Source organism: Sphingomonas sp. 3-13AW (assembly GCF_049311085.1).
Taxonomy (GTDB): Bacteria; Pseudomonadota; Alphaproteobacteria; order Sphingomonadales; family Sphingomonadaceae; genus Sphingomonas.
On the sequence record NZ_JASNVZ010000005.1, the window covers coordinates 44632 to 66903 of the forward strand.

Below are 22272 nucleotides of genomic sequence, written 5' to 3' on the forward strand. Positions count from 1 at the left end.
TCGGCCTGCCTCAGTTCGCGGTCGGCTCCGGCGACGGGGTCGGCTGCGGCTCGGGCAGCGCGACCGCGATCTCTACCCGACGGTTGCGGGCGCGGCCCGCCTCGTCGTCGGTCCCATCCGGATGCGCGTTGGGAACGACCGGGCGGTTTTCGCCCAGCGCGATCACGGTGATGCGGTCCTCCCCGACGCCCTTGTCGACCAGATAGTCGCGCACGGCCTCCGCGCGGCGGCGGGACGCGCGCAGATTGTCCGCGTCGGATCCCTTGGAATCGCTGTGCCCGCCCAGGCGGATGGCGCCGCCGGCCTGGAACGCCGGCTCGGTCAGGAGCTTGTCGAGCGCAGCCTTGGCCTCGTCATCCAGCGCGATGCCCTTGGGAAACTGCACGACGGTTTCGATCGGCTCGAGCGGCGGGGGGGTAGGCTCGCTGACCTCCGCTTCCGGCCGGATGATCGACTTGCCCTCCACGGTCGGTTCGGGCGCCGGCATCTGCAGATTGGTCGGGACCTCCGCCTCTGCCATATTGTCGGCAACGGGAGCGTCTGCACGCTTTTCACCGGAAGGGCCGCATCCCGTCAGCAGTGCTGCCAATGCGGTCGTCGCCATCGCGTGGCACAGGGTCCGTGTCATCGTTCCTCCCCATTTTGTTTCTGGTGCTTGGCATCCGGCTCCCGCACGCGCGGCGGGGCATAGGAAACGATCAGGTCGCCCGGCTGCGGCGTCGGCCGCGTCGCATGGGTGAAGAAGCGCAGCGTGCCGTTCTTGCGCAACAGCAACAGCATGTCGGCCTCGTCGGGCAGCACGGCCTTTGCATGTTCGAAGTCGAACTGCTCGCTGATCCGCGTCTTGCGGAACGACCAGCCGGCGCGCTCGCGCTGGGTGATTTCCTCCACGCCCAGGCCAGAGGTGAACAGCGCGCGGCCGCGCAGCGTCTCCGGCAGGCCACGGGGGTCGCCGCTGGCGTCGCCCAGCTGGTACACCGCGTCCCGCCCGATCCGCGGCGCGAACTCGCTGCAGACCAGCGCGTTATAGGCCTCGTTCTCCGAAGTTGCCGCCAGCACCTGGAACTGGCTGAAATCCAGCTGCTCCTCGGTCGTCTCGGCCAGGATCTCGCCGTGATAGGTCGGGATGCCGCGCTGGCGGGCGGGCGCAAGCCGCTGCCAGCTGCTGTCGCTCACCAGCACCGGCACGTCGAGCGAGCGCATGTGATCCGCCAGCGCCAGGCTCCAGTCGGTGCTTCCCACGATCAGCAACCCGCGCTCGCTGGCGCCCGTGACCTTCAGCCAGCGCGCCACGGTCCGGATGCTGAAGCCGTGCGCGATGATGGTCGTCACCACTACGGCAAAGGACAGCGTGACCAGGATGTCGCCGTCGCTGTAGCCGAGCCGGTCGAGCCGTAGCGCGAACAGGCCGGAGACCGCCACCGCGACGACACCGCGCGGGGCGATCCACGCGATCAGCAGGCGCTCGTTCCACGGCACCCGGCTGAAGGCGAGGCTGATGAGCACCGTCGCCGGCCGCACGAGCAGCAGCAGGGCGATCAGGAACCCGGCAAAGCGCCATTCGAACCGGCGCAGCACCTCGATATCCAGCTGGGCGGAGAGGAGCACGAACACGCCCGAGATCAGGAGGACGGTGATGTTCTCCTTGAACGGGTGCACGTCGCGCAGCGAATCGAGCCGCATGTTGGCAAGGGCGATGCCCATCACCGTGACGGCAAGCAGCCCGGTCTCCTGCTGGATCAGGTTCGACAGCACGAAGGTCCCGATCACCGCCACCAGCAGCACCGGTGCCTTCAGATATTCGGGGACATGCCCGCGCGGGAAGGCCCAGGCGATCGCGCGCGCCATCGCATAGCCGATCAGGCCGGCGAGCACCGCGGCCGCGAGCAGGGAGAGGATCACGCCGCCCAGTGACGCGCCCGCCTCCGACCGACGGAGATATTCATAGGTGATGACGGCGCACAGCGCGCCGAACGGATCGTTGACGATCGCTTCCCATTTCAGGATCGCCCGCGGACGCGCCGCGACATTGCTCTGGCGCAGCAGCGGCAGCACCACCGTCGGCCCGGTCACGACCATGATGCCTGCGAACAGGATCGCGACCGGCCACACCAGTCCCGCGATATAATAGCAGGCGATCGCGCCCAGCACCCAGCCGACCGGAATGCCGATCATCGCCAGGCGGGTGACCGCGCCCTCGGTCTTGCGCAGCTCGCGGAAATTGAGGCTGAGGCCGCCTTCGAACAGGATCACCGCGACCGCGATCGAGATCGCCGGTTCCAGCAACGAGCCGAACGCTGCGTGCGGGTCGATCAAACCCGTGACTGGCCCGGCAAAGATGCCCGCCACCAGCATCAGCGCGATCGCCGGCCACCCCGTGCGCCAGGCGATCCACTGCGCGCCGATCCCCAGAACACCGATCAGCGCGATAATGAGAGCCTGTTGTTCCATCGGACCCCGTTACCGACCGGGGGCCATCGTCGCAAATGCGGCTGCATTTCCCCGCCGGTGCGTCTATCGCGTCGTCATGTCGCGTCCGGCCGTCTCTGTCGTCATCCCGGTCTACAACCGGGCGCACATGGTCGGGGATGCGATCCGCAGCATCCTGGCGCAGCGCTTCGGCGATTTCGAGCTGGTGGCGGTGGACGACGGATCGACCGACCATTCGGTCGCCGTCATCGAGGCATTCGGCGATTCCCGCATCCGCCTGGTGCGGCACGCCCGAAACCTCGGCATCCCGACCGCGCGCAACACCGGGCTGGACGCGGCACGGGGCCAGCTGATCGCATGGCTCGACAGCGACGACCTGGCGCGGCCCGAACGGCTCGGCACACAGGTCGGTTTCCTGCAGCGCAACCCGCGGGTCGCGATGGTCGGCAGCTGCGCCGGCAAGATCGACCCGGGCGGGCGCCATACCTCGGGCCTGCGGATGCCGCCGCTCGACGCCCCGGACATCGCCGCCTGGCTGTTGTTCCGGTCCGCGTTCCAGCAATCGTCCATCATGGGCCGCGCGGAGGTGCTCAAGGCCTTTCCCTACCAGGCGAGCTACGACGTGTGCGAGGACCTCGACCTGTTCGTACGGCTGGCGCGCAGCCACGAACTGGCGAACCTGCCGCGGGTCCTGATCGACCGGCGCGTGCATCCCGGCCAGACCGTGTTCCAGCGGCAGGACCGTATCCGCGAGTGCAAGACGGGGCTCTATGCCGAGCCGCTCGCGCAGATCGGCATGACCTATGATGCCGAAGACCTTCATCGCCACACGCTGCTCGGCAAAACCAAGCTAACTGGCGTCGAACTGCCGGCGGATTTCCTCGGCTGGGCGGACTGCTGGCTGCGGGAGCTGCGGGATCGCAATGCGCAGAGCCGCTATGTCCCGCAGGACGGCATGACGCTTGCGACCGGCTGGTTCTGGCTGCTCGCCTGTCGGGTGGCGGCGCCGACGATCGGACGTGCGGCGGCGGTCCGCGCCTATCTGCGCTCACCCCTGGCCGCCAGCCTCGCCGCGGCGCCGTCGCGTCGCTGGCTGGTGAAAAGCGCTCCGGTCCTGCTGGGCCTGCGCCGCTAGTCCGTCAGGCGCCGCACGAGGTCCAGGTCGGCAGGCTTGTCGACGTCGACGGCGGCAAGTCCAAAGGGGCTGGCGACCGCGCGCGCCGAAATGCCCGCTGCCGCCCCCAGCCGGGTCAGCGCCTGGTCGAGCGTCAGCCACCCCATGAGGTAGCGCAGCAGCGTACCGGTCCCCAGCCGACGGACGATCCGCCACGGCCGCTTCCGGTCCGCCTCCACCTGCGACCAGAGGTCCAGGGCCGCGTTCGCCTTTGCGGTGGCGAGATAGAAGAGGTTGCAGCCCGACCAGCTGCCGTCCGCAAAGCGAAGATAGGTGCGCTGTGTGTCCGGAACCGCGGCCTCGATCACGTCGCGCCGGGCGAGCAGGGCGGTGACGTCCGCCCCCGCGGGCGTCGCCTCCAGGAACGCGGTGATCCACTCAGGCTCGAGCAGCGCGTGGTCGGCGGTCGTCACCAGCAGGGGTGTGCCGAGCGCCGCGAGGCCGCTGCGGGCGCTCGCACTGGGTCCCGCCTCTGCGGTGAGCACTTCGACTCCCAGCGTCGCGGCATGCTCGGCAACCGCGGGGTCGGACACCGACACGCCGATCCGCGCCGCGCCTGCCGCCCGCAGCGCCTCCACCACGCGCGCGAGCATGGTCGAGGTGCCGATCGTGATCAGGGCCTTGGCCGGCACCCCGGCATAGTCCGCGACCGGGTCGGCACCACCGCGCGATCCCGCGAGGATGAGGGCATGGAAGCTCATCGCGCCGGGGTCCGCGCGCGCCAGACTTTCCACAGCACGCCCGGCGCCGCGAGCAGCGGATGCCGTTCTGCCCAGGGCGTCAACTTGACCGGCACGCCGGTGTGCCGCTCGACCTTCCACGCCCCATAACGGGCCGCGCCGTCGAGGAGGAACGCCGCCTTCACCAGCCGCAGTGCGTTGAGCGGCTTGCCCGTCCGGCGCCGCGATCGCCAGCTGCGCAGCAACTGCGCACGCGCGTCGGCCGACAGCATCGGCGCCACGCCGGACGGCGTCTCCCGATAGGGGATGCCGTCGACATCCCAGGCCAGCCGCAGCAGTGCCGCATAGCGATCCGGGTCATAGGCGAGGATCTGGTCCTCGCGCCCCGGCTGCTCGACACGCAGTTCCGAGCGATAGGTTTCGCGGAACAGCGCCTTCCAATATTCTGCGGGTGCGCCCTCCGGCGGCCCCAGCACCGCTGCAAACCGCGCGGCGGTGATCGCGGCCGCCTGGATTGCATCGACCACGGCCTCGGCCTGTGCGGCTCCGGCGATCCACAGCAGCGCGCTCGGCTGGACGAAGCGCGTCCAGATGGTGGTGTCGGCAAGCGCGCCGGTGGCGGCCTTCGCAAACACGGACAAGTTCATGGTCGCGACCTTGGCGCGCAGCTGGAGGTCGCCGACCTGCACTTCCTCAAAGCTGATGTCCGGCCACAGCGTGCGCGATGCGACGCCGCGCAGACCCGGTGCGGGCGGGCCCTCGGTCAGCACATAGAAATCGAGCAGGCCGTCGAGGTCGCCGGTCCGCAACACCGATCCATAGAACAGCACCGCCGACCCGCCGAGCCGCCCGGCTACGACGGCGGCAGCCTCGACGATCTCCGGCCGGACCTCGGCGGCCAGCATTTCGGCAATGGCGCTGCGCAACGGGCTCATCAGGGCGTCACGAACTCGAGCGGGGCTCCCTGGCGCACCGTCACGGTGCCGCCCTCGTACAGCTCGCCGTCAAGGATGAAGCCGCCGTCCAGGGTGATGGTGAAGGAGCTGACGTCGTCGCGGTGATAGCCCGCCTTCTTCAGCCACGCAGCCTCGGATCCGCGCAGCAGTGCCGGCACCGCCCGCGCCATCTTCAACGGCGGCGCGTCGACCGTCAGCATCTTGAGGCCGGGGCGCACCCTGCCGAACGGCTTCACCTTGAGCGGAAGCCGCTCAAGCGTGGAGCTGAACAGGATATAGAGGGTCTTGTCGACCGCCGGGCCCTGGTCGAGCTGCAGCCGCACCGGTTCGCCCGCGCGCCAGTCGTTGTCGCGGCCGCCGAACAGCGTCTGCGCCACGCCCCAGAAGAGCGAGATGCCGACCGCAAAGCTGTTGAACGCGCCGGCCTTGTGCGTGCGCTGGGCAAGCTCGGTCGCACGCACAAAGGCGCCCGCGCCGAACAGGAAGCCGCACAGTTCCGGCTCCTCCGCATCGCCGCGCAGGATCTCGACCGAAGCGCGGGTGCGAACCGTGCCGGATGCGCTGGCGTGCAGCGCGTCCTGCACCGTCCATTCGGGGGGAATGCCCAGGTCCAGCGCCAGCGCGTTGGTCTTGCCTGAGGGCACCACCGCAAGCCGCGGCATCGCGCCTTCGAAGATGCTGTGGGCGCAGGTCAGCACGTCGCGCACGGTCCCGTCGCCGCCGTCGACGATCAGCAGTTCGACCCCGGCGTCGCGGAACTCGCGAAGGGCATGGGCGAGCGCGGGCAGGGTGCGCGGGCCGCGGTACAGCAGGTTCGGCGTATCGGCCGGCACGACCGCAGCCTCGGCACCGCGCACGCGGTTGCGATGGCTGCGGCTGTTGCTGATGATGCCGACGCGCGGCGGGCCGGCGCGGCGGATGCTGCGATCGCGGGCGATTGTGTCAGGAAGGGGTGCGGACGCCATCTGCTCTATCGGTTCTGAGCTAATCTTCTTCAAACGCGCCCCCGGGCCATGAAGCGGAACAGGAGGCGGGCGCATGCACCGCGCCATTAGCCCGTCCGCGCCCATATCGTGTCACTTTTGTGGCAGCGCTACCCCTTGGCGGCGCTTTCCTCGGATTTCACCGGGGAACTGCCCTGTTTCGGCGACCTAGCGTCCGTAGCGCGTCTTGATCGAGATGCTCCCGCCGCCCGCCGGCACGGCAAAGCGCGTCGCCTTGAACGTCGGAATGCCAAGCGTCGTCGGCGCATCGTTCGAAAAGCCGAAGCCCTCCTTGGGCGCCAGGGCGGTGCGGTTGAACTTCCGGTCGCCGTTCTCGTCGTGATAGGTCGCCAGCGCATAATGTCCCGGCGGCAGCCAGAAACAGGCGCGGGTGGTCGGCGCGCTCGCCTTGACCCGTGCGCGGGCGAGCTTGGTGCCCGGCTTCAGGAAACGGCTGCTGTCGTCGGGATAGACGGTGAAGGCGACTTCACCATCGGCGTTGCGCAGGCTGGTGGCCGTCACCTCCAGCTTCACAGTGCCGTTGCCGGGCGTGCCGACGCAGATAGGCGCCGCCTGCGCGGGGCTCGCGGCGAACACGGCAGTGCTGGCGATCAGGCCCAGGACGGAAAAGAGCGGACGCGTCATCGAAGACCCTCGTTGCAACAATATGGGTCCCCTTGTGCACCAGCCCGGATGAACCGGAGATGGGCGGCCCCGATCAGGCGCCGGCCCTGATCAGAAGCTCGTCCCCTCCGTCCGTAGCCGGTCGCGCCGGATCGCGCGTGCCAGCATCACCGCGAGCAGCACCGCCGTCACTACCGATGCGATGAGCACTCCGGCGGCGATCCCGTTCGCCCCCATGGTCGGCGCGAGCAGGAACGCCGACGCGAACATCGTGCCGGTCGCGAGCAACCGCACCAGAAACGCGCTTCCGGCGCGGTTCGCCGCCATCAGCACCGGCTCGAACCCGACCGTGCACAGGTCGACGCAGCCCGCCGCCGTCAGCCACAACAGGCTGGAATAGGCGCTGGTGAACTCCGGCCCGCCGACGAGCGCCAGCACGTGCTCGCCAGCCAGGAGCAGCGTGCCGAACACCAGTACCGCCACCAGCGTCGCGACCGATACGGAGCGCACCAGCAGGCGGCCGATCTTGCGCAAGCCGCCGGCATCGATCGAGCGCACGATTTCCGGAAAAGCGGCACGGGCGAGCAGTTGCGAAAGCTTGGTCATCGCCTGGGCAAGCTGGACGGCCAGCCGGAACTCGCCCGCCGCCGTGGTCCCGGCGATGCCACCGACCAGCAGCAGCGGGAACTGCTTGCTCGACAGGGTGAAGGTCGCATTGGCGTTGGTGCTGATCGCGAACTGGACGATGCCCGGATTGTCGGCGACGACCGCGCGCAGGCCGCGGCCGTGGCGCCGCATCAGCCGCAGCTGCCCGGTGCGCGCGACCATCAGCCAATAGGCGGCAGCGGTCAGCAGTTCGGCGGCCATCCAGGCCACCAGGAACCCCTGCAGCGTCGGGTGGATCAGCGCGACCAGGGCCGCGCCGACGAGCCGCACCACCGGGGTCGCACTGTCGGCGAGTGTCGCCAGCGAGAAATTGTCGTTCAGCCGCAGGATGCCCAGCGGCGTCGAGCGAAGCGACAGCAGCTGGATGATCGTGAAGATGAAGGTCGCCCGCCACAACGTCGGGCCGATGCCCAGCATCTCGCCCCACAGGCTGAGGATGGTGGCCGCAACGCCCACGCCGATCACCGCGCTGGTCGCGTCGAGTGCGGTGCAGGCGCGGAACAGCCGGCCCAGGCGGTCGAGATCGCCAGCGGAGCGATGGGCGGTGCCGAACCGGACGATGATCTGCCAGGTCTGGAACCCGACCAGCGCCACCAGCACCTGGGAGGCGCCGACGATGATCGAGAAGCGGCCGAAGTCGGTGACGCCCAGCGTCCGTGTCAGGATCGCGAGGTAGAAGAGCGACAGCACCGCGGTCACGCCGCGTCCGGCCAGCAGCCAACCCAGGTTGCGCGCGACGCTGCCAAACCCCTTGCGCGGCTTGGCAGCGTTCGACGCGAACGGGTTCAGGCGAGCCAGCTTGTAACCCTTTCGCCGCGCCGGGCGGCCAGCATCGCCTGCAGCAGCCGCACCAGGTGGACCACCAGCGAGATCGCGGTCCACGCCGCCACGCCGATGATACCCCAATCGGGCCGCTGTATCAGCAGCATGAAAAACAGGATCACCATGTTCGGATTACGCCGCGCGGTGATGAGCCGGAACCAGCTGTCGAACCGCTCCCACACATGGATGTGCATGCCAAAGCGGACGATGAACGCGCCCTCGATCAGCCGCTGCGCGACATAGCCGAACAACATCGTCCCGATGACCAGCCAGAACATCTGGTCGGTGAGCGGCCGGCCGTACGCCGCGCATCCCGCCGCCCAGGCCCACCACCAGAAGGGCGGGTGAACCAGGTCGACGCCATGATCCCAGGCATCGCCCAGCTTGGACGCGGTGATCGTGCAGCGCGCGAGCTTTCCGTCGACGGTGTCGAACACCATGAAGACCAGGCCCGTGACCAGCCCTGTCCAGAACCAGCCGTGCCAGAAGGCGATGGTGGCGATAATGCACAGGACGGTGCCCGCCGCCGTCACCTGGTTGGGGGTGATCCCCAGCCGCGCGGCGATGCGGGTGAGCGCGAACGCCCATTCCGGCCACAGATATTTGGTGAGGAGGTCGGTCACGCCCTTGTAGGCGCCGGTGTAGCTCGCGCGTTCGATCGCGGGCACCGCCTCGGGCACCAGCAGTTCGACGAACGGGCGTTCGCGCTTGCGCAGTGCCTCGTTGAAGATGCCTTCCTCGGCCTCGGCGGGGATCTCGACCATGCCGGTGCCCGGGGCGAGCGGCGCCTGCGCCGCCATTGCCGCCAGCACCGCGTCGCGCTCGGCATCGGTTGCGACATGGGCGAGCGCGGGAACGCCGTTGCGCGTCACCAGCGTGCCCGGCTTGCCGGTCAGGTGGGTGATCCACACCGGGTCGAATGCGAAGCGCAGGTTCACGAGGATCGTGGGCGTGGTCGGCTGCGTCGTGAATGCCAGATCGCGCGATGCGGCGATCCGCCGCACGCGCTCTTCGTTGGTCATCCCCCACAGCAGCGTCGGGTTGCTGCCGACGGGCGTGACTGCCGGCCGGGGCTGGGCGTCCTTGGATGTCATACCCGCGCCGATAGCCGATCAGGCGACGATTGCGAGCGGAAAGCCGTCATCCCCGGCCGCCCGCCCTTAGCACGTCGAGGATTTCTGCCGCCGCGCGCGCCGGTGCCGCGCCGCTGGTGTCACCCAGCGACTCGCTCGCCAGCGCTGCCTGCGCCGCCGCGAACCGCGAATGTTCGGCCGACGCACGCGCCAGCGCGGGGAGCAGCGCTTCGAGCGTGTCGACGACCTCGCCTGCGACCCACATGCCGTAGGACGGGTCCTCCTGCCAGGCGGCCTCGCCGGCGTTCAGGAACACGCACGGGCGCGGGCGGACCAGGAACTCGAGCACCTGGCTCGACGTGTCGCCCAGATACAGGTCGGCTGCGGCCGTGTAACTGCCATCGACCGCGGCGAAGCTCTCGTAATCGCAGTGCACGTCGCTGCGGCCACGCAGTTCCTCGCACAAGGCGCGAACCTCGGGAGCGCGTTCGACCAGCCGCTGATGCGGCGCGAAGATCAGGTTCCACTTGCCCTCGGCCAGCACCCGCCGGACGACCTCGGCCCCCCAGCGCCACCAGGACGAGCGGTGCTGCTGCCAATGCGGGTTGTAGAGGATGACCGGCCGCTGCTCCGCGAAATCCGGCCGGGCATAGCTGCGCTGGCGAAACCCCGCCTTCACATAGCCGGTGGCGACGATCCGTTCGGGCGGCATGCCGCGCTCCAGATAGGTCCGGCGCTCCCGCTCGCTCGGCACCAGCGTCCGCCACGCCGCCCGGCGTCGACGATCGTCGCGCGCGCTCATCGATCCGACACCGTGGGAGGTTTTCACGAACCGGGTGGGGAGGGGCAGCAGCCGCGGCAGCCAGAGGCTCGTCTGTTCGGCGCACACCGCGACCGGCACCCGCAGCAGTCGCGGCGCAAGCCCTGCCAGCATCGGCAGCTTGGGCGGCAGTTCCGGGTTGGTGCCGGCGTCCACCGCCACCCGGCGGAACCCGGGCGCGCGGCGGGTGCGGATGTGGGCGCCCGATCGCTCGGCTAGCCACCCGCCGATCAGCGCCTCGTGCATCGAGGTGCTGACCCACAGGTCCTGCGGCAGGTCCGGGGCAAGGTCTGCGAGCGCCTCGACGATCGGGAAGAGGTGCGGGATCAGCAGCGTCTCGCCCAGGAACAGGAAGGCGACCCTGTCGCGCATCAGGCCGACGTCCGCTGCGCCTGTCCCCAGGCGTCGATGTCCTCGGGCCGGTCGATCTCCTGCCACTTGCCGGCCTGATGCTCGATCGCGGAGACGCCGACGGTCGCGGCAAGCTCGGCGACGATCGCGTGATGATAGGCGGCGTGGCCGCTGTCGCGCTCGATCACGGTCTGGAGCGCATGGGCATAGGCGCCGTCGCTTCCGGTGCTGGTGATGACGCCCAGCGAGCGGTGGGTCGTGCGGGCGGGGTTCAGGTCCTTGGCGACTGCCGTCACCCGGCCGTCCGACACCGCCACCCGCATGTCGTCCAGGATGTGGCCGCGCGTCGCCTCTACCAGCAGGCCGATGCCGGGCGGCGGCTGGCGCAGCGCCTCCGTCAGCACCGTCTCGTCAAAGATGGTGTCGCCGTTCAGCAGGCAGAACGGGGCGAGCAGATGCTCGCGCGCCACCCACACGCTGCCGATGCTGTTGCTCACCGACCAGAAGGGATTGAACACGGTGGAAACCCGCAGCGGCAGCGCCCGCTCGGCGACGAACTCGCGGACTTGGCGGTGGCGATAGCCGACCACGATCGCGGCTTCGCGGACACCGGCCTCGGCGAGCGCGGTGAGCTGCTGGAGCAGGATCTCGCGCCCCTCCACCTTCACCAGGCACTTGGGAATTTCCATCGTGAGGGGGAGCAGACGGGAGCCATAGCCCGCGCTCAGGATGACCGCTTTCATGGCGCCGCTGTAGCTTGTGGGGGCAGGCTTGTCAGCTTTGCCGGCTTCGGACGGGGCGGTCGCAGGGTCGGACCGCCCCCCGACGTCAGCCGAGCGCCCGGATGAAGCCATAGCTGCTGGTGATCGTCAGCACCGTTCCCACCAGGATCAGCATCGTCTTGGTCGGGATGCGCTTGGCCATGATCGCCCCGAACGGCGCGGCCATGATGCCGCCGATCAGCAGGCCGACGGTCGCGGTCGCGAAGTCCCGCATGCCCAGGTTGTAGATGAAGGTCGCCGAGACGGTGAGCGTCAAAAAGAACTCGACGCTGTTGACGGTGCCCACGACCTTGCGCGGCTCGACGCCCTGCACCAGCAGGTTCGAGGTGACGATCGGGCCCCAGCCGCCGCCGCCGGCCGCATCGAGGAAGCCGCCGACCAGGCCCAGGGGCTCGACGACGCGGGGCTTGGCGATCTTGGGCGGGAACAGAATGCCGCGGATCAGGAGGTAGATGCCAATCGCGACCAGGTACCCCAGAACCCAGGGCTTTACCGTGTCACCATCGAGATTGGTGAGCAGATAGGCGCCGCAGACGCCGCCGATGATCCCGGGGACCAGCAGCCGCAGGAACAGCTTCTTGTCGATATTTCCCGACAGGAAGTGGCTGATGCCCGACACGGCCGTCGTAAAGGTCTCGACCACATGGACGTTCGCGGAAGCGCGTGCCGGGGAGACGCCGAGCACCGCGACCAGCAGCGTATTGCAGATGACGCCGAACGCCATGCCAAGCGCTCCATCGATGATCTGGGCACCGAACCCAACGGCAATGAACGGCAACAACGCTTCTACGCTGAACGACAGATCCACCGGCATCTTCCCTGTTGTGACCGCTTCCGTCATGCCGTGGCGGGGCGTCACCAACAACATAGTTCTGGTTTAGCGGCGTCCCGGCAGCGACGGTTGCTGCCGGGACGCCGGTCGAGGATCAGAACGAGAAGCTTACCGTCCCGCCCCAGGTCCGGGGGTCTGCCAGCTGTGCGGAAATCAGCCCGGTGTTGCCGGGCGTGACTGCCAGGGATTCGAAGTAATCCTGGTCGAACGCGTTGCGAACCCAGCCAAAGATGTCAAAGCCCTCGGTGCGGAAGCCGGCGCGGAAATTGTGCAGCGAATAGCCCGAGATATCCGTGTAGATCGAGCGCGAGGCGTTGGACGAGAACTTCGAACGATAGCTCGCGTCATAGCCGACATAGGCCTGCCCCTCGCGGCCGAGGACGTTGGCGGGCAGGTTGTATTCCGCTCCCCAGGAGAACGCCCATTTCGAGATGCCGGGCAGCCATTGCCCCGAAACGTCGCAGTTCGCCGGGCTGTTGGTGCCGGGCGTTGCCGGCGCGCCGATCGGGGTGCCGGTGCCGCCACCCGCCAGTTCCGGCGGGCAGGGGGCGTCGACGAACTTCACGAATTCATGGTCGGTGAAGGCGCCGTTGAGATAGGCGGACAGCCGCTCCGACGGACGCACCGAGAAGTCGGCCTCGACACCGCGCACCCGCACCTTCCCGGCGTTGGCGAGATAGCCGCGCAGCACGTTGCTGCCGCTGATGTTGCTGATGACGCTCGCCTGGAAGTCCTTGATCTGCGTCCAGAAGCCCGTGACGTTGAACGTCGCCCGGCGATCCCAGAACTGCGTCTTCAGGCCCAGCTCGAAATGGTCGACCTTTTCCGGCTTGATCTGCGCGACCTCAAGGGCCGGGGTCCCGTCGGGGCGGCTCGGCACGCCGTTCAGGTTGATCCCGCCGGTCTTGAACGAACGCGCATAGGTCGCATAGGTCATGACGTCCGGGGCGACGTCGTACGACAGGTTGAGGTCGTAGGACACGTTCCAGTCGCTGAACTTCGGCTCGAAGAACTGCGACGACTGGGTGCCGCGCTGCGCCGCCGTCCAGGGATCGTTGTAATAGGGATTGGTGGTGTCGTTGGTGATCAGCTGGCGGGTGCCGTCCGATGCCGTCCCCGTCACGACCGAGTTATACCGCCCATCCTTCTTGTCATAGTTGACGCGAAGGCCGGGCGAGATCGTCAGCCGCTCCGTCGCGTGCCAGTTGAGCTTGCCGAACGCGGCCAGGCTCAGGTTCTTGAGCAGGATATCGTTCTCGGCGGTGATGCCGTTCAGCACCGCCGGGTTGCGGGAAAGAGCGCTGCTGGGTGCCAGCAGCCAGGCGCTGGCGGCCGGGCCGGTCTCCTGGATGCCGGTGGTGTGGTTCTTCTGGTAAAAGGCAAAGGCGCCCACGACGAAGTCCAGCTTGCCCGCGTCATAGGCGTAGCGCAGCTCCTGGGTGTACTGGTCCTGGTGCGTCGGGTTGTTGACCTTGGTGTAGATCGGCAGCCCGGTGAAATCGCGGTCGTTCTTCGGCCCCCAGTCCCAATAGCGCCATGCCGTGACGGAGGTCAGCGTGCCGGGGCCGAGGTCCCATTCCACCCGCATCGACGCGCCGCCCAGCTCGTTGCGCGCGGCAAGCTCTGCGTCGAGGTCGGTCAGCCGATCGAACGGATTGGTGCTCGGGACCTGATAGCCGGGGAACAGCGCGGTCAGCGCGGCATATTGGCGGTTGAGCGCACGCTGGGTCGTGCCAACGCGCGCATAGATCTGGCCGCAGCAGATCGGATCCTGGACGTTGAAGTCGCCCGCCAGGGTGACGCGCAGGTCGTCGCTCGGCTTCCACAGCACCGCGCCGCGCACGCCCAGCGTGTCCTGCGAGTTGATCCAGTTGCCGCTGGTGACGTTGTAGATCGTGCCGCGGCGGTCCGTGGTGGACAGGCTCAGCCGCGCCGCCACCGTGTCGGACAGCGGCCCGGACACCGACACCTTGCCCTGCTTGAAGTTATAGTTGCCCGCCGAAACTTCGGCCCGGCCCTCGAATTCAAAGCTCGGCGCGCGCGTGGTGATGTTGATGGCGCCGGCCGTCGTGTTCTTGCCGTACAGCGTCCCCTGCGGCCCGCGCAGCACCTCGATCCGCTCGACATCGACGAAGTCCAGCGTCGCAGAGGCGATGCGGTTGTAATAGACCTGGTCGACATAGATGCCGACGCCCTGCTCGAACCCGTCGTTCGTCAGGCCGAACGGTGCGCCGATGCCGCGGATGTTGATGAACGTGTTGCGCGGGTTCGTGGAAAAGAACTGGAGCGTTGGCTGGAGTTGGGTGAGCCGGCTGATGTTGTACGCACCCTGCGCATCGAGCGTGTCGCCGCCGATGACGGACATCGCGATCGGCACGTCCTGGACGTTCTCCACCCGGCGCCGCGCGGTGACGACGATATCGCCAGACCGTACAGCGCCGGCGGCCTGCTCCTCTTCAACGTCGGGGGCAGTGACTTCGGCGGCTGGGGGCTCGATGGCCGAAACCGGATCGACGGTCTGCGCAAAGGCGGAACCCCCGGCCAGAAAGGTGGCAAGCGCGGTCCCGGCGACCAGAACCGACCGGAGCGTCGAACGGCCCTGTCGGAGCGCGTCGGCCGCCCCATGCCCGGACATGCCCGGCACGAGCGAGTTCCTGTTCGGCGCTTCCGAAAACATGGTCGGCACATTCGATCTCCCCTACATCTGCCGCCAATCTCTACTAAGTGGATGGGATATCAACACGCATGTTGCTTTACCAGCGCGAAGCACGGCTTTCCCGCCGGCTACCCGCGCCGTTTCGGACGTCCGGAACCGTTTGATTATTGCTTGCGGGCGCGCGCTCGCGCTCGATCAGGGTTGCGGGCTGGGAGCCGCTGCCATCTGGCGAGCGGAAAGGATGCGGATCGGCTGGGCGATCATCTCGCCCTTGAAATGCCCGCCTTCGCTGACCGGGGCGTTCAGGATGCGGTGGACGACGTCCATGCCCTCCACCACCCGGCCAAAGGCGGCATAGCCTAGGTTGTCGCCCGGCTTGCTCGGGTCCGCGTCGAGCGAGGGCTGGTCGCCGACGCTGATGGTGAAGTCGCCCTGCGCGGTGCCTGGCGCCAGCCGCGCGATCGAGATCGCGCCGTCGACGTGGCGGACGCCGGTCTGCGTGGTCGGCTCATGCGCGATCGGCGGCAGCACCCGCTTGGGCGCGTTCTGCACGCCGAACTGGACGAAGCCGAAGGTCGGGGTGACGCGCACCGTGCGATAGAAAACCGTACCGTCCAGCCGCTTCTCGTCGACATAGCGCAGGAAATTGGCGGTGGTGATCGGCGCCCGGGTCTTCTCCAGCTCCAGCACGAAGCTGCCTTCGCTCGTATCCACCTTCACCCGGACGGTTCCTGCCGCGGCAGGCGGCGCAGCGGGCGCCGGCGCGACGGGCGTCCGGGCCAGGGCAGGGACGGCGCACAGCGCCACGACGATCAGGAGCAGGCGTTTCAACATGGGCGGCAGACTATGCGCTCGGCCCGCACGGCGCCAGCGGGGGCGGTGGCTTGATAATGCCGGAGCTTTTCTTTGCTGGGACGGGGCCATGCGCATCCCCATGTTGCGGTCGCACCCGCCGTGCCGTTAATGGCGCAACAGTTTCGAGACGGAAAAACGATGACCATCCACACGACCCGCATGCTGATTCTCGGCTCCGGCCCGGCCGGGCTCTCCGCCGCCATTTATGGCGCGCGCGCCGGCCTGAACCCGATCGTGGTGCAGGGCATCCAGCCCGGCGGCCAGCTGACCACCACCACCGATGTCGAGAATTACCCCGGCTTTGCCGAGGTGATCCAGGGACCGTGGCTGATGGAGCAGATGCAGGCCCAGGCCGAGCATGTCGGCACCCGGATGATGTACGACACCATCGTCGAGGTGGACGTGAGCAAGCGCCCGTTCCGCCTGATCGGCGACGGCGGCGACGTCTATGAAGGCGACGTGCTGGTGATCGCGACCGGTGCCCAGGCCCGTTGGCTCGGCCTTGAGAGCGAGGAAGCGTTGAAGGGCAAGGGCGTCAGCGCCTGCGCGACCTGCGACGGCTTCTTCTACCGCGGCAAGAAGGTGGCGGTGATCGGCGGCGGCAACACCGCGGTCGAGGAGGCGCTCTACCTCACAAACCACTCGCCCGACGTGACGATCATCCACCGCCGCGACAGCTTCCGCGCGGAAAAGATCCTGCAGGAGCGGCTGTTCGCGCACGAGGCGGTCAGCGTGCTGTGGAACAAGAAGGTCGAGCGCTTCATCGACGGCGGCGGCACCGCCGGCCTCGTCGGGATCGAGCTCAAGGACACGGTTACCGGCGAGCTTTCCCGGATCGATGTCGACGGCGGCTTCGTCGCGATCGGCCATCACCCCGCGACCGAGCTGTTCCGCGGCCATGTCGAGCTCGACGAGGACGGCTATATCGTCGTCGAAAAGGGCTCGACCCGCACCAACGTGCCAGGCGTATTCGCGTGCGGCGACGTCACCGACAAGGTCTATCGCCAGGCGGTGACGGCGGCGGGCACCGGCTGCATGGCAGCGCTCGATGCCGAGCGCTTCCTGGCGGAAGCGGACTTCGAAAAGATCGCCGAAGCCGCCGAGTAAGCCGCAGGCGCTGGCGCGCTAAAGAGCCGCCAGCGCTTCCGCCACCCGGGCGTGCAGCCACGCCGCGTCCGTTTCGCGGGCGAAGCTGTGGCTGGCCGTGTCCAGTATCCGCACCGGCACCCGCTCGCGCACCGCGTCAAACGCGGGCCGGCGCCATGCGTCGGCACAGGCGATAGCGGTATTGTCCTCGCGCGCCAGCAATAACGTCGCCGGCACGGCGCTGGCGGCAAGCGCGGCGGCGACCTGATCCGCAAGGCCCATCGGCGCGGGCGTCGCCAGCGTGCGCAGTCCGCGCCCGAACTTGCGCAGGTCGACCTGACCGCGCAGCAGCCGCAGCCACTGGGCGGGATCCGCCAGCCGCGCGGCATAGCGCGCGCGCACTGCGGCGGCCGGCGGCGTGTCGCCCGCGCTCTCAACCAGCCACGGGTTGGCGAGCAGCAATGCGTCCAGCCCGGCCTCCCGGTGGAACAGCGCCAGCGTCGTCGCTGCATCGCAATTGCCGAAGCCGAGCACGCGGCCGACTGCCGGTGCTTCCGCGCGGAACGCCGCTGCCGCTGCGACCAGATCCGGGCCGCTGTCGGCAAAGCCGCGATTTACCCCCGTCGAATCGCCGATCCCGCGCCGGTCGTAGCGGAACACGGGATAGCCGTCGGCAGCGATCCGCGCGGCGAGCATTGTCATGCCGCGATGCGCACCCGCTCGGATCTCGTTGCCGCCCGACACGATCAGCAGCCCGGTGCTGCCCGGCGCTTCGTCGAGCGTGCCGGCAAGCGTCTCTCCCGCGCAGGGGAAGGAAATCAGGCGCCGCGCCATGCCCGAACCCATCTCGTGATGTCCGCGACCAGTGCTTCGACCAGCGCCGGGTCGCACTTGGGCTCTGAACGTCGCCACGGCGGCGGCTGCGGCAGGCGCGCATCGGCCGGACGCGCGTCGCCCTCAAGCCGCACGATGCGGTCGATCGTACCGGTTTCGGCGTGTGCGAGTTCCTCCCACAGCGCCGCCGAGATGCGGTTGCCGGCGACTTCGGTGACTTCTCCCGCTGCCGGATCCGGTCCGCCGGCTGCCCGGCGGACCCGCTGGAGCTCGCGCCGCAGCTCCGCACCGCTCTGGGGCGACAGCGACCAGCGGGCGGTGACGGGGGCCTCCGCGTCGATCAGCGCGCCGGCACGCACGCTCAGGGAAAAACAGGGCTGGGGAAGCGCCGTCACTGCGGCGGCAAAGGCGGCGCGCCAGTCGGCCAGCGTCGCGTCCTCGGTCGGGAGCAGGCTTTCGCCCTGTCCGGGCAGGGCGGGCAGGGCGCCCGCAATGCCTTGCTCGGCCAGCCGGCGCAGCACCGTCACCAACAGTGTGCGGGTGCGGTTCGCTTCTTCGAACGGCGGCAATACCGCCACGACGACCGGATGCGTGGCAGGACCGAAGCGGAGCATCGCCTCGGTCCCGCCCGCCCAGTCGTATCGGTCGATCAAACCACCGCCTTGCCGATGGCGAAGCGGGTCAGCGATCCGAACGTCTCCAGCGTCTCGCCGTCGATGTCGTCGTCTTCGATCATGATGCCCAGCCGGTCTTCCAGTTCGGTCAGGACCCCGGCCACCGCCATGGAATCCAGCTCCGGGACGGCGCCGAACAACGCGGTCTCGTCGTGGAATGCGGCTACGCGATCGGCCGACAGGCCCAGGACGTCGCGCAGCACGGCGCGCACGGTGTTTTCGATCTCGCTCGCACGTTCAGGAACCAAGGGCTTTTCCTCTTGCCAAATCGCCTTAGCTGTTAGTGTCCGGTGCATCGAAAGCCAAGCTGCGCACGCCGATGCAGGCGTGGCTTTGGCGTCGGCATCGGCTATGCGGTCGGCGATGGTCCCGCTCGATCCCGTTCCCCAGCCCATCGACGCGCTATCCCTGCGTGGCGATCCCGCCGCCCCGGCGCTCGACGGCCGGGAAGGGCCGCTTTCCTATGCCGATCTGGAACAGGCGGTCGGACGGCTCGCGCACTGGCTCGCCGCGCAGCGGCTGGCGCCCGGCAGCCGGGTCGCAAGCTGGCTGCCCAAATCCCGCGCCGCGTGCCTGATGCCGCTGGCCGCGCCCCGCGCCGGGCTGGTGCATGTGCCGGTCAACCCCGTGCTGAAGCGCGCGCAGGTGGCGCACATCCTCTCCGACAGCGGCGCCGCGCTCCTCCTCACCCAGCCGCAGCGCGCCGAACTACTGGAGCCTGCGGACGTGCCCAACGGCTGCACTGTCGCCGCCGAGCAGGACGCGCTCGCCCATCACGCCGATGCGCTGCCGCCCTCCGCCGCGACGCCGGAGGCGCTTGCCGCGATCCTCTACACCTCCGGCTCCACCGGCCGGCCCAAGGGGGTGATGCTCAGCCATGCCAATCTGTGGCTGGGGGCGATCTCGGTCGCCCATTATCTCCGGCTCACGCCCGCAGACCGCGTGCTCGGCGTCCTCCCGCTCAGCTTCGACTATGGCCAGAACCAGCTGTTCTCGAGCTGGGCCGCCGGTGCCTGCGTCGTGCCGCTCGATTACCTTACCCCGCGCGACGTGGTGAAGGCGGTCGACCGGCAACGCATCGCCAGCCTTGCGGGCGTGCCGCCGCTCTGGACCCAGCTGCTGGAGGCGAACTGGCCGGAAGAAACCGCCGGCCGGCTGCAGCGGCTCACCAACTCCGGCGGGGCGCTCACCCCGCGGATGGTGCGCGCCCTGCGAACGCGTTTCCCCAACGCAGACCTCTACCCGATGTACGGCCTGACCGAGGCGTTTCGTTCGACCTATCTCGATCCCGCGCTGGTGGACTCCGCCCCCGACGCGATCGGCCGCGCCATTCCCTTTGCCGAGATCATGGTCGTGCGTCCGGACGGCAGCCGCGCCGATCCCGGCGAGCCCGGCGAACTCGTCCACGCCGGGCCGTTGGTGGCGCAGGGCTATTGGCACGACCCGGAGCGCACCGCCCAGCGCTTCCGCCCCGCGCCGGCCTTTGCCGCAAGTGGCGGCACCGCCGTCTGGTCCGGCGACACGGTCGTCGAGGGCGCCGACGGCCTGCTCCGTTTCGTCGGCCGCGATGACGAGATGATCAAGAGCGCGGGCAACCGCATCAGCCCGACCGAGGTCGAGGAGGCGCTGCTCGCCGGCGGGGAGGTGGCTGAGGCGGCCGCCTTCGGCGTGCCGGACGCTCGGCTGGGACAGGCCGTGCTCGTGGTCGCCCGCGCGAACGGCGATCCCGCAGAGGCGGAGGCACGCCTGCGCGAACGGCTGCGGCGGGAACTGCCCGCCTTCCAGCAGCCCGCCCACTATCGCTGGCGCGACACGTTGCCGCGCAACGCCAATGGCAAGCTCGACCGTAGCGGCCTGCGCGCGGCCGTCCTCGCCGAATTCCAGGAGCCTGCACGATGAAGCCGATGGGTCCGATCCCGGCCCCCTTTGCGGGGCAGGACCGCCTGATGATCGCCGGTCTCGATGCCGAGGCGCTGGTCGCCCGCGCCGGCGACACCCCCGCCTTCGTCTACGACCTGGGCATGATCGCAGACCGCGTCGCCCTGTTGCGCCGGGCGCTGCCCGCCGCCGTCGGCATCCACTATGCGATCAAGGCGAACCCGCACCCGGACCTGCTTGGCGGCATCGCGCCGCTGGTGGACGGGCTCGACGTCGCCTCAGGTGGCGAATTGGCAAGCTCGCTGGCGGTGAAGGCTCCCGCCGAGATCAGCTTCGCCGGTCCCGGCAAGCGCGACGACGAACTCCAAGCCGCGATCCGGGCGGGCGCGACCCTCAACGCCGAGTCCGAGGGGGAAGTCGCGCGCGCGCTCGCGACCGGCGACCGCCTCGGCACCGCGCCGCGGCTCGCGGTGCGGGTGAACCCGGACTTCGAGCTTCGGGGATCCGGCATGCGCATGGGCGGCCGCGCCTCGCCGTTCGGCGTCGATGCTGCGCGCGTGCCGGCGCTCGTCCGCACCATCCTCGCCGCCGGGGCGGACTGGCGCGGCTTCCATATCTTTGCGGGCTCGCAGGCCCTCGACAGCGCCGCGATCATCGAGACGCAGGCCGCCACCGTGACCCTGGCAGCGCGACTGGCGGAGGAAGCCGGCGCGGCGCCGCCGCTCGTCAACCTCGGCGGCGGCTTCGGCATTCCCTATTTTGCCGGCGACACGCCCGTGGACGTTGCCGCGATCGGATCCGCGCTGGGCGAGGCGCTGGCGGGCCGCGCGCCGGTGCTGGCCGACAGCGGCTTCGCGATCGAGCTCGGCCGCTGGCTGGTGGGGGAGGCGGGCGTCTACCTCACCCGCGTCATCGACGTGAAGGAAAGCGGCGGCGAGCGTTTCGTGGTCGTCGATGGCGGGCTGCACCACCAGCTTGCCGCCAGCGGCAACTTCGGGACCGTGGTGCGCCGCAACTATCCGCTCGCGGTTGCGGAGCGGATGTCGGCGCCGGCGACGCACGTCGCCTCGGTCGTGGGCTGCCTGTGTACCCCGCTCGACCGGCTTGCCGACAAGGTGGCGCTGCCGGAGGTCGCGGAGGGGGACCTGATCGCGATCTTCCTGGCCGGCGCCTATGGCGCGACCGCGAGTCCCTCAGCGTTCCTGGGCCACCCGCCGGCGGCCGAACTGGTGATCCGGGGAACCGGCGCCGCCAGCGGCCGTTAACGCGCCTCCGAATGCCATGGGGGAGGGTGCGGGCGCGCGAACGCATGTCCGGCTGACTTCCCGATATGGCACGCCGCAGCGCGGCAATCGCCCGTTTCCATCTAACCCTATCTTTACCCGGCCGGGTATAGGGCACCAACGATCCTGCGCCCGCAAAAGGTGGCGGATGACTGAGCAAGAGGTTTGATATGCGCGTGCACAGGTTCCCGGGAATGGCCGGTTTCGCAGCGATTGCGGCGATCCTGGTCGGCGGTTGCGCCGCGACCCGGCCTGAACTGCCGCCCGCGCCGTTCGTCACCGCGCAGGAGACCCCAGGCGAGGACTATGTGATCGGCCCGCTCGATCAGCTCAACGTCTTTGTCTGGCGCAATCCGGAGCTGTCGGCCAAGGTCCAGGTACGCCCGGACGGCCGCATCACCACGCCGCTGATCAGCGACATGCCCGCCGTCGGCAAGACCCCGGCGATGCTCGCTCAGGACATGAAGCTCGCGCTCGGCGAATATATCAGCGACCCGCTGGTTTCGGTGATCGTGGAGAATTTCTCCGGCACCTACAGCCAGCAGGTGCGCATCGTCGGTGCCACCGAAAAGCCGGCGTCGCTGCCGTTCCGCGCCAACATGACGCTGCTCGACGCCTTGATCGCGGTCGGCGGCGTGAACGAATTTGCTGCCGGCAACCGTGCCCGGCTGGTGCGCTTCGACCGGGAAACCGGCAAGCAGCAGGAATTTGGCCTGCGCATCTCCAGCCTGCTCAAGGATGGCGACACCAGCGCGAACGTGCGGCTCGCCCCCGGGGATGTGATCATCATCCCGGAATCCATGTTCTAAAGGG

The 22272-nt window shown here is 69.0% G+C and carries 21 protein-coding genes; 5 read left to right on the forward strand and 16 right to left on the reverse strand.

Translation table 11 applies throughout. The features are described from left to right. Positions 1-10: 10 nt before the first annotated feature. Positions 11-628, reverse strand: a complete 618-nt coding sequence (locus QP045_RS08040; RefSeq protein WP_422514460.1) for an OmpA family protein — start codon at positions 626-628, stop codon at positions 11-13. Next, the gene (locus QP045_RS08045) at positions 625-2451 is read right to left on the reverse strand and encodes a cation:proton antiporter (RefSeq protein WP_422514461.1); all 1827 of its coding nucleotides are present in this window, start codon (positions 2449-2451) and stop codon (positions 625-627) included. Before QP045_RS08045 ends, QP045_RS08040 begins: the two co-directional genes overlap by 4 nt. 76 nt (positions 2452-2527) lie before the next feature. Between QP045_RS08045 and QP045_RS08050 the strand changes: the two genes are divergently transcribed. Beyond that, complete coding sequence (locus QP045_RS08050) at positions 2528-3565, forward strand: glycosyltransferase family 2 protein (protein WP_422514462.1); 1038 nt, start codon at positions 2528-2530, stop codon at positions 3563-3565. Here the strand turns inward: QP045_RS08050 and QP045_RS08055 are convergent. The 11 genes from QP045_RS08055 to QP045_RS08105 form a co-directional block, all read right to left on the reverse strand. Next, complete coding sequence (locus QP045_RS08055) at positions 3562-4305, reverse strand: nucleotidyltransferase family protein (protein WP_422514463.1); 744 nt, start codon at positions 4303-4305, stop codon at positions 3562-3564. The genes QP045_RS08050 and QP045_RS08055 overlap by 4 nt on opposite strands. Continuing rightward, a complete protein-coding gene (locus QP045_RS08060; RefSeq protein ID WP_422514464.1) occupies positions 4302-5219 on the reverse strand; it encodes a hypothetical protein in 918 nt (305 codons plus the stop codon). Before QP045_RS08060 ends, QP045_RS08055 begins: the two co-directional genes overlap by 4 nt. Continuing rightward, on the reverse strand, positions 5219-6205 hold the full coding sequence (locus QP045_RS08065; RefSeq protein WP_422514465.1) for a diacylglycerol/lipid kinase family protein: 987 nt from the start codon (positions 6203-6205) through the stop codon (positions 5219-5221). The genes QP045_RS08060 and QP045_RS08065 overlap by 1 nt, the downstream gene beginning before the upstream one ends. Before the next feature lie 186 nt (positions 6206-6391). Further along, on the reverse strand, positions 6392-6868 hold the full coding sequence (locus QP045_RS08070) for a DUF2141 domain-containing protein (protein WP_422514466.1): 477 nt from the start codon (positions 6866-6868) through the stop codon (positions 6392-6394). A 90-nt stretch (positions 6869-6958) separates the two neighbouring features. Then, positions 6959-8395 carry a lipopolysaccharide biosynthesis protein gene (locus QP045_RS08075; protein ID WP_422514467.1) on the reverse strand — a complete coding sequence of 479 codons (1437 nt, stop codon included), beginning with the start codon at positions 8393-8395 and terminating at the stop codon, positions 6959-6961. Beyond that, the gene (locus tag QP045_RS08080) at positions 8299-9429 is read right to left on the reverse strand and encodes a CDP-alcohol phosphatidyltransferase family protein (protein WP_422514468.1); all 1131 of its coding nucleotides are present in this window, start codon (positions 9427-9429) and stop codon (positions 8299-8301) included. Before QP045_RS08080 ends, QP045_RS08075 begins: the two co-directional genes overlap by 97 nt. Positions 9430-9475: 46 nt before the next feature. Next, positions 9476-10600, reverse strand: coding sequence for a hypothetical protein (locus QP045_RS08085; RefSeq protein ID WP_422514469.1), 1125 nt, complete (start codon positions 10598-10600; stop codon positions 9476-9478). Then, the gene (locus tag QP045_RS08090; protein ID WP_422514470.1) at positions 10600-11322 is read right to left on the reverse strand and encodes a sugar phosphate nucleotidyltransferase; all 723 of its coding nucleotides are present in this window, start codon (positions 11320-11322) and stop codon (positions 10600-10602) included. Before QP045_RS08090 ends, QP045_RS08085 begins: the two co-directional genes overlap by 1 nt. Positions 11323-11407: 85 nt before the next feature. After that, positions 11408-12169 carry a sulfite exporter TauE/SafE family protein gene (locus QP045_RS08095; RefSeq protein ID WP_422514471.1) on the reverse strand — a complete coding sequence of 254 codons (762 nt, stop codon included), beginning with the start codon at positions 12167-12169 and terminating at the stop codon, positions 11408-11410. 118 nt (positions 12170-12287) lie between these two features. Beyond that, the gene (locus QP045_RS08100) at positions 12288-14828 is read right to left on the reverse strand and encodes a TonB-dependent receptor (protein ID WP_422514626.1); all 2541 of its coding nucleotides are present in this window, start codon (positions 14826-14828) and stop codon (positions 12288-12290) included. Positions 14829-15044: 216 nt separating this feature from the next. Continuing rightward, positions 15045-15683: a peptidylprolyl isomerase gene (locus tag QP045_RS08105; protein ID WP_422514472.1), complete on the reverse strand. Its 639-nt coding sequence runs from the start codon at positions 15681-15683 to the stop codon at positions 15045-15047. 159 nt (positions 15684-15842) lie between these two features. On the opposite strand from QP045_RS08105, the gene trxB reads away from it, so the two are divergent. Continuing rightward, complete coding sequence (gene trxB, locus QP045_RS08110; protein WP_422514473.1) at positions 15843-16811, forward strand: thioredoxin-disulfide reductase; 969 nt, start codon at positions 15843-15845, stop codon at positions 16809-16811. 18 nt (positions 16812-16829) lie between these two features. On the opposite strand, the gene QP045_RS08115 is transcribed toward trxB, so the two are convergent. The 3 genes from QP045_RS08115 to QP045_RS08125 are packed head-to-tail and all read right to left on the reverse strand — an operon-like array spanning position 16830 to position 18546. Next, entirely contained in the window at positions 16830-17624 is a 795-nt protein-coding gene (locus QP045_RS08115) for a hydrolase 1, exosortase A system-associated (RefSeq protein WP_422514474.1), read from the reverse strand. Further along, a complete protein-coding gene (locus QP045_RS08120; protein WP_422514475.1) occupies positions 17609-18277 on the reverse strand; it encodes a hypothetical protein in 669 nt (222 codons plus the stop codon). Before QP045_RS08120 ends, QP045_RS08115 begins: the two co-directional genes overlap by 16 nt. After that, positions 18274-18546, reverse strand: a complete 273-nt coding sequence (locus QP045_RS08125) for an acyl carrier protein (protein ID WP_422514476.1) — start codon at positions 18544-18546, stop codon at positions 18274-18276. The genes QP045_RS08120 and QP045_RS08125 overlap by 4 nt, the downstream gene beginning before the upstream one ends. A gap of 115 nt (positions 18547-18661) precedes the next feature. Between QP045_RS08125 and QP045_RS08130 the strand changes: the two genes are divergently transcribed. The 3 genes from QP045_RS08130 to QP045_RS08140 all read left to right on the forward strand — a co-directional run bounded on the left by QP045_RS08130 (position 18662) and on the right by QP045_RS08140 (position 22268). Beyond that, a complete protein-coding gene (locus tag QP045_RS08130) occupies positions 18662-20197 on the forward strand; it encodes an acyl-CoA ligase (AMP-forming), exosortase A system-associated (protein ID WP_422514477.1) in 1536 nt (511 codons plus the stop codon). After that, complete coding sequence (locus tag QP045_RS08135; RefSeq protein ID WP_422514478.1) at positions 20194-21441, forward strand: pyridoxal-dependent decarboxylase, exosortase A system-associated; 1248 nt, start codon at positions 20194-20196, stop codon at positions 21439-21441. Before QP045_RS08130 ends, QP045_RS08135 begins: the two co-directional genes overlap by 4 nt. Positions 21442-21653: 212 nt before the next feature. Continuing rightward, positions 21654-22268 (forward strand): XrtA/PEP-CTERM system exopolysaccharide export protein, encoded by a 615-nt coding sequence (locus QP045_RS08140; protein ID WP_422514479.1) that lies wholly within the window; start codon positions 21654-21656, stop codon positions 22266-22268. Positions 22269-22272: the final 4 nt, after the last annotated feature.

Bases quoted from the DNA above. Each gene is read 5' to 3' on its own strand.
- QP045_RS08130 (WP_422514477.1), top strand. From the start codon at position 18,662: ATGGTCCCGCTCGATCCCGTTCCCCAGCCCATCGACGCGCTATCCCTG.
- QP045_RS08055 (WP_422514463.1), bottom strand. From the start codon at position 4,305: ATGAGCTTCCATGCCCTCATCCTCGCGGGATCGCGCGGTGGTGCCGAC.
- QP045_RS08090 (WP_422514470.1), bottom strand. From the start codon at position 11,322: ATGAAAGCGGTCATCCTGAGCGCGGGCTATGGCTCCCGTCTGCTCCCC.
- QP045_RS08045 (WP_422514461.1), bottom strand. From the start codon at position 2,451: ATGGAACAACAGGCTCTCATTATCGCGCTGATCGGTGTTCTGGGGATC.
- QP045_RS08065 (WP_422514465.1), bottom strand. From the start codon at position 6,205: ATGGCGTCCGCACCCCTTCCTGACACAATCGCCCGCGATCGCAGCATC.
- QP045_RS08060 (WP_422514464.1), bottom strand. From the start codon at position 5,219: ATGAGCCCGTTGCGCAGCGCCATTGCCGAAATGCTGGCCGCCGAGGTC.
- QP045_RS08040 (WP_422514460.1), bottom strand. From the start codon at position 628: ATGACACGGACCCTGTGCCACGCGATGGCGACGACCGCATTGGCAGCA.
- QP045_RS08135 (WP_422514478.1), top strand. From the start codon at position 20,194: ATGAAGCCGATGGGTCCGATCCCGGCCCCCTTTGCGGGGCAGGACCGC.
- QP045_RS08050 (WP_422514462.1), top strand. From the start codon at position 2,528: ATGTCGCGTCCGGCCGTCTCTGTCGTCATCCCGGTCTACAACCGGGCG.
- QP045_RS08080 (WP_422514468.1), bottom strand. From the start codon at position 9,429: ATGACATCCAAGGACGCCCAGCCCCGGCCGGCAGTCACGCCCGTCGGC.
- QP045_RS08085 (WP_422514469.1), bottom strand. From the start codon at position 10,600: ATGCGCGACAGGGTCGCCTTCCTGTTCCTGGGCGAGACGCTGCTGATC.
- QP045_RS08105 (WP_422514472.1), bottom strand. From the start codon at position 15,683: ATGTTGAAACGCCTGCTCCTGATCGTCGTGGCGCTGTGCGCCGTCCCT.
- QP045_RS08140 (WP_422514479.1), top strand. From the start codon at position 21,654: ATGGCCGGTTTCGCAGCGATTGCGGCGATCCTGGTCGGCGGTTGCGCC.
- QP045_RS08115 (WP_422514474.1), bottom strand. From the start codon at position 17,624: ATGGCGCGGCGCCTGATTTCCTTCCCCTGCGCGGGAGAGACGCTTGCC.
- QP045_RS08070 (WP_422514466.1), bottom strand. From the start codon at position 6,868: ATGACGCGTCCGCTCTTTTCCGTCCTGGGCCTGATCGCCAGCACTGCC.
- trxB (WP_422514473.1), top strand. From the start codon at position 15,843: ATGACCATCCACACGACCCGCATGCTGATTCTCGGCTCCGGCCCGGCC.
- QP045_RS08100 (WP_422514626.1), bottom strand. From the start codon at position 14,828: ATGTCCGGGCATGGGGCGGCCGACGCGCTCCGACAGGGCCGTTCGACG.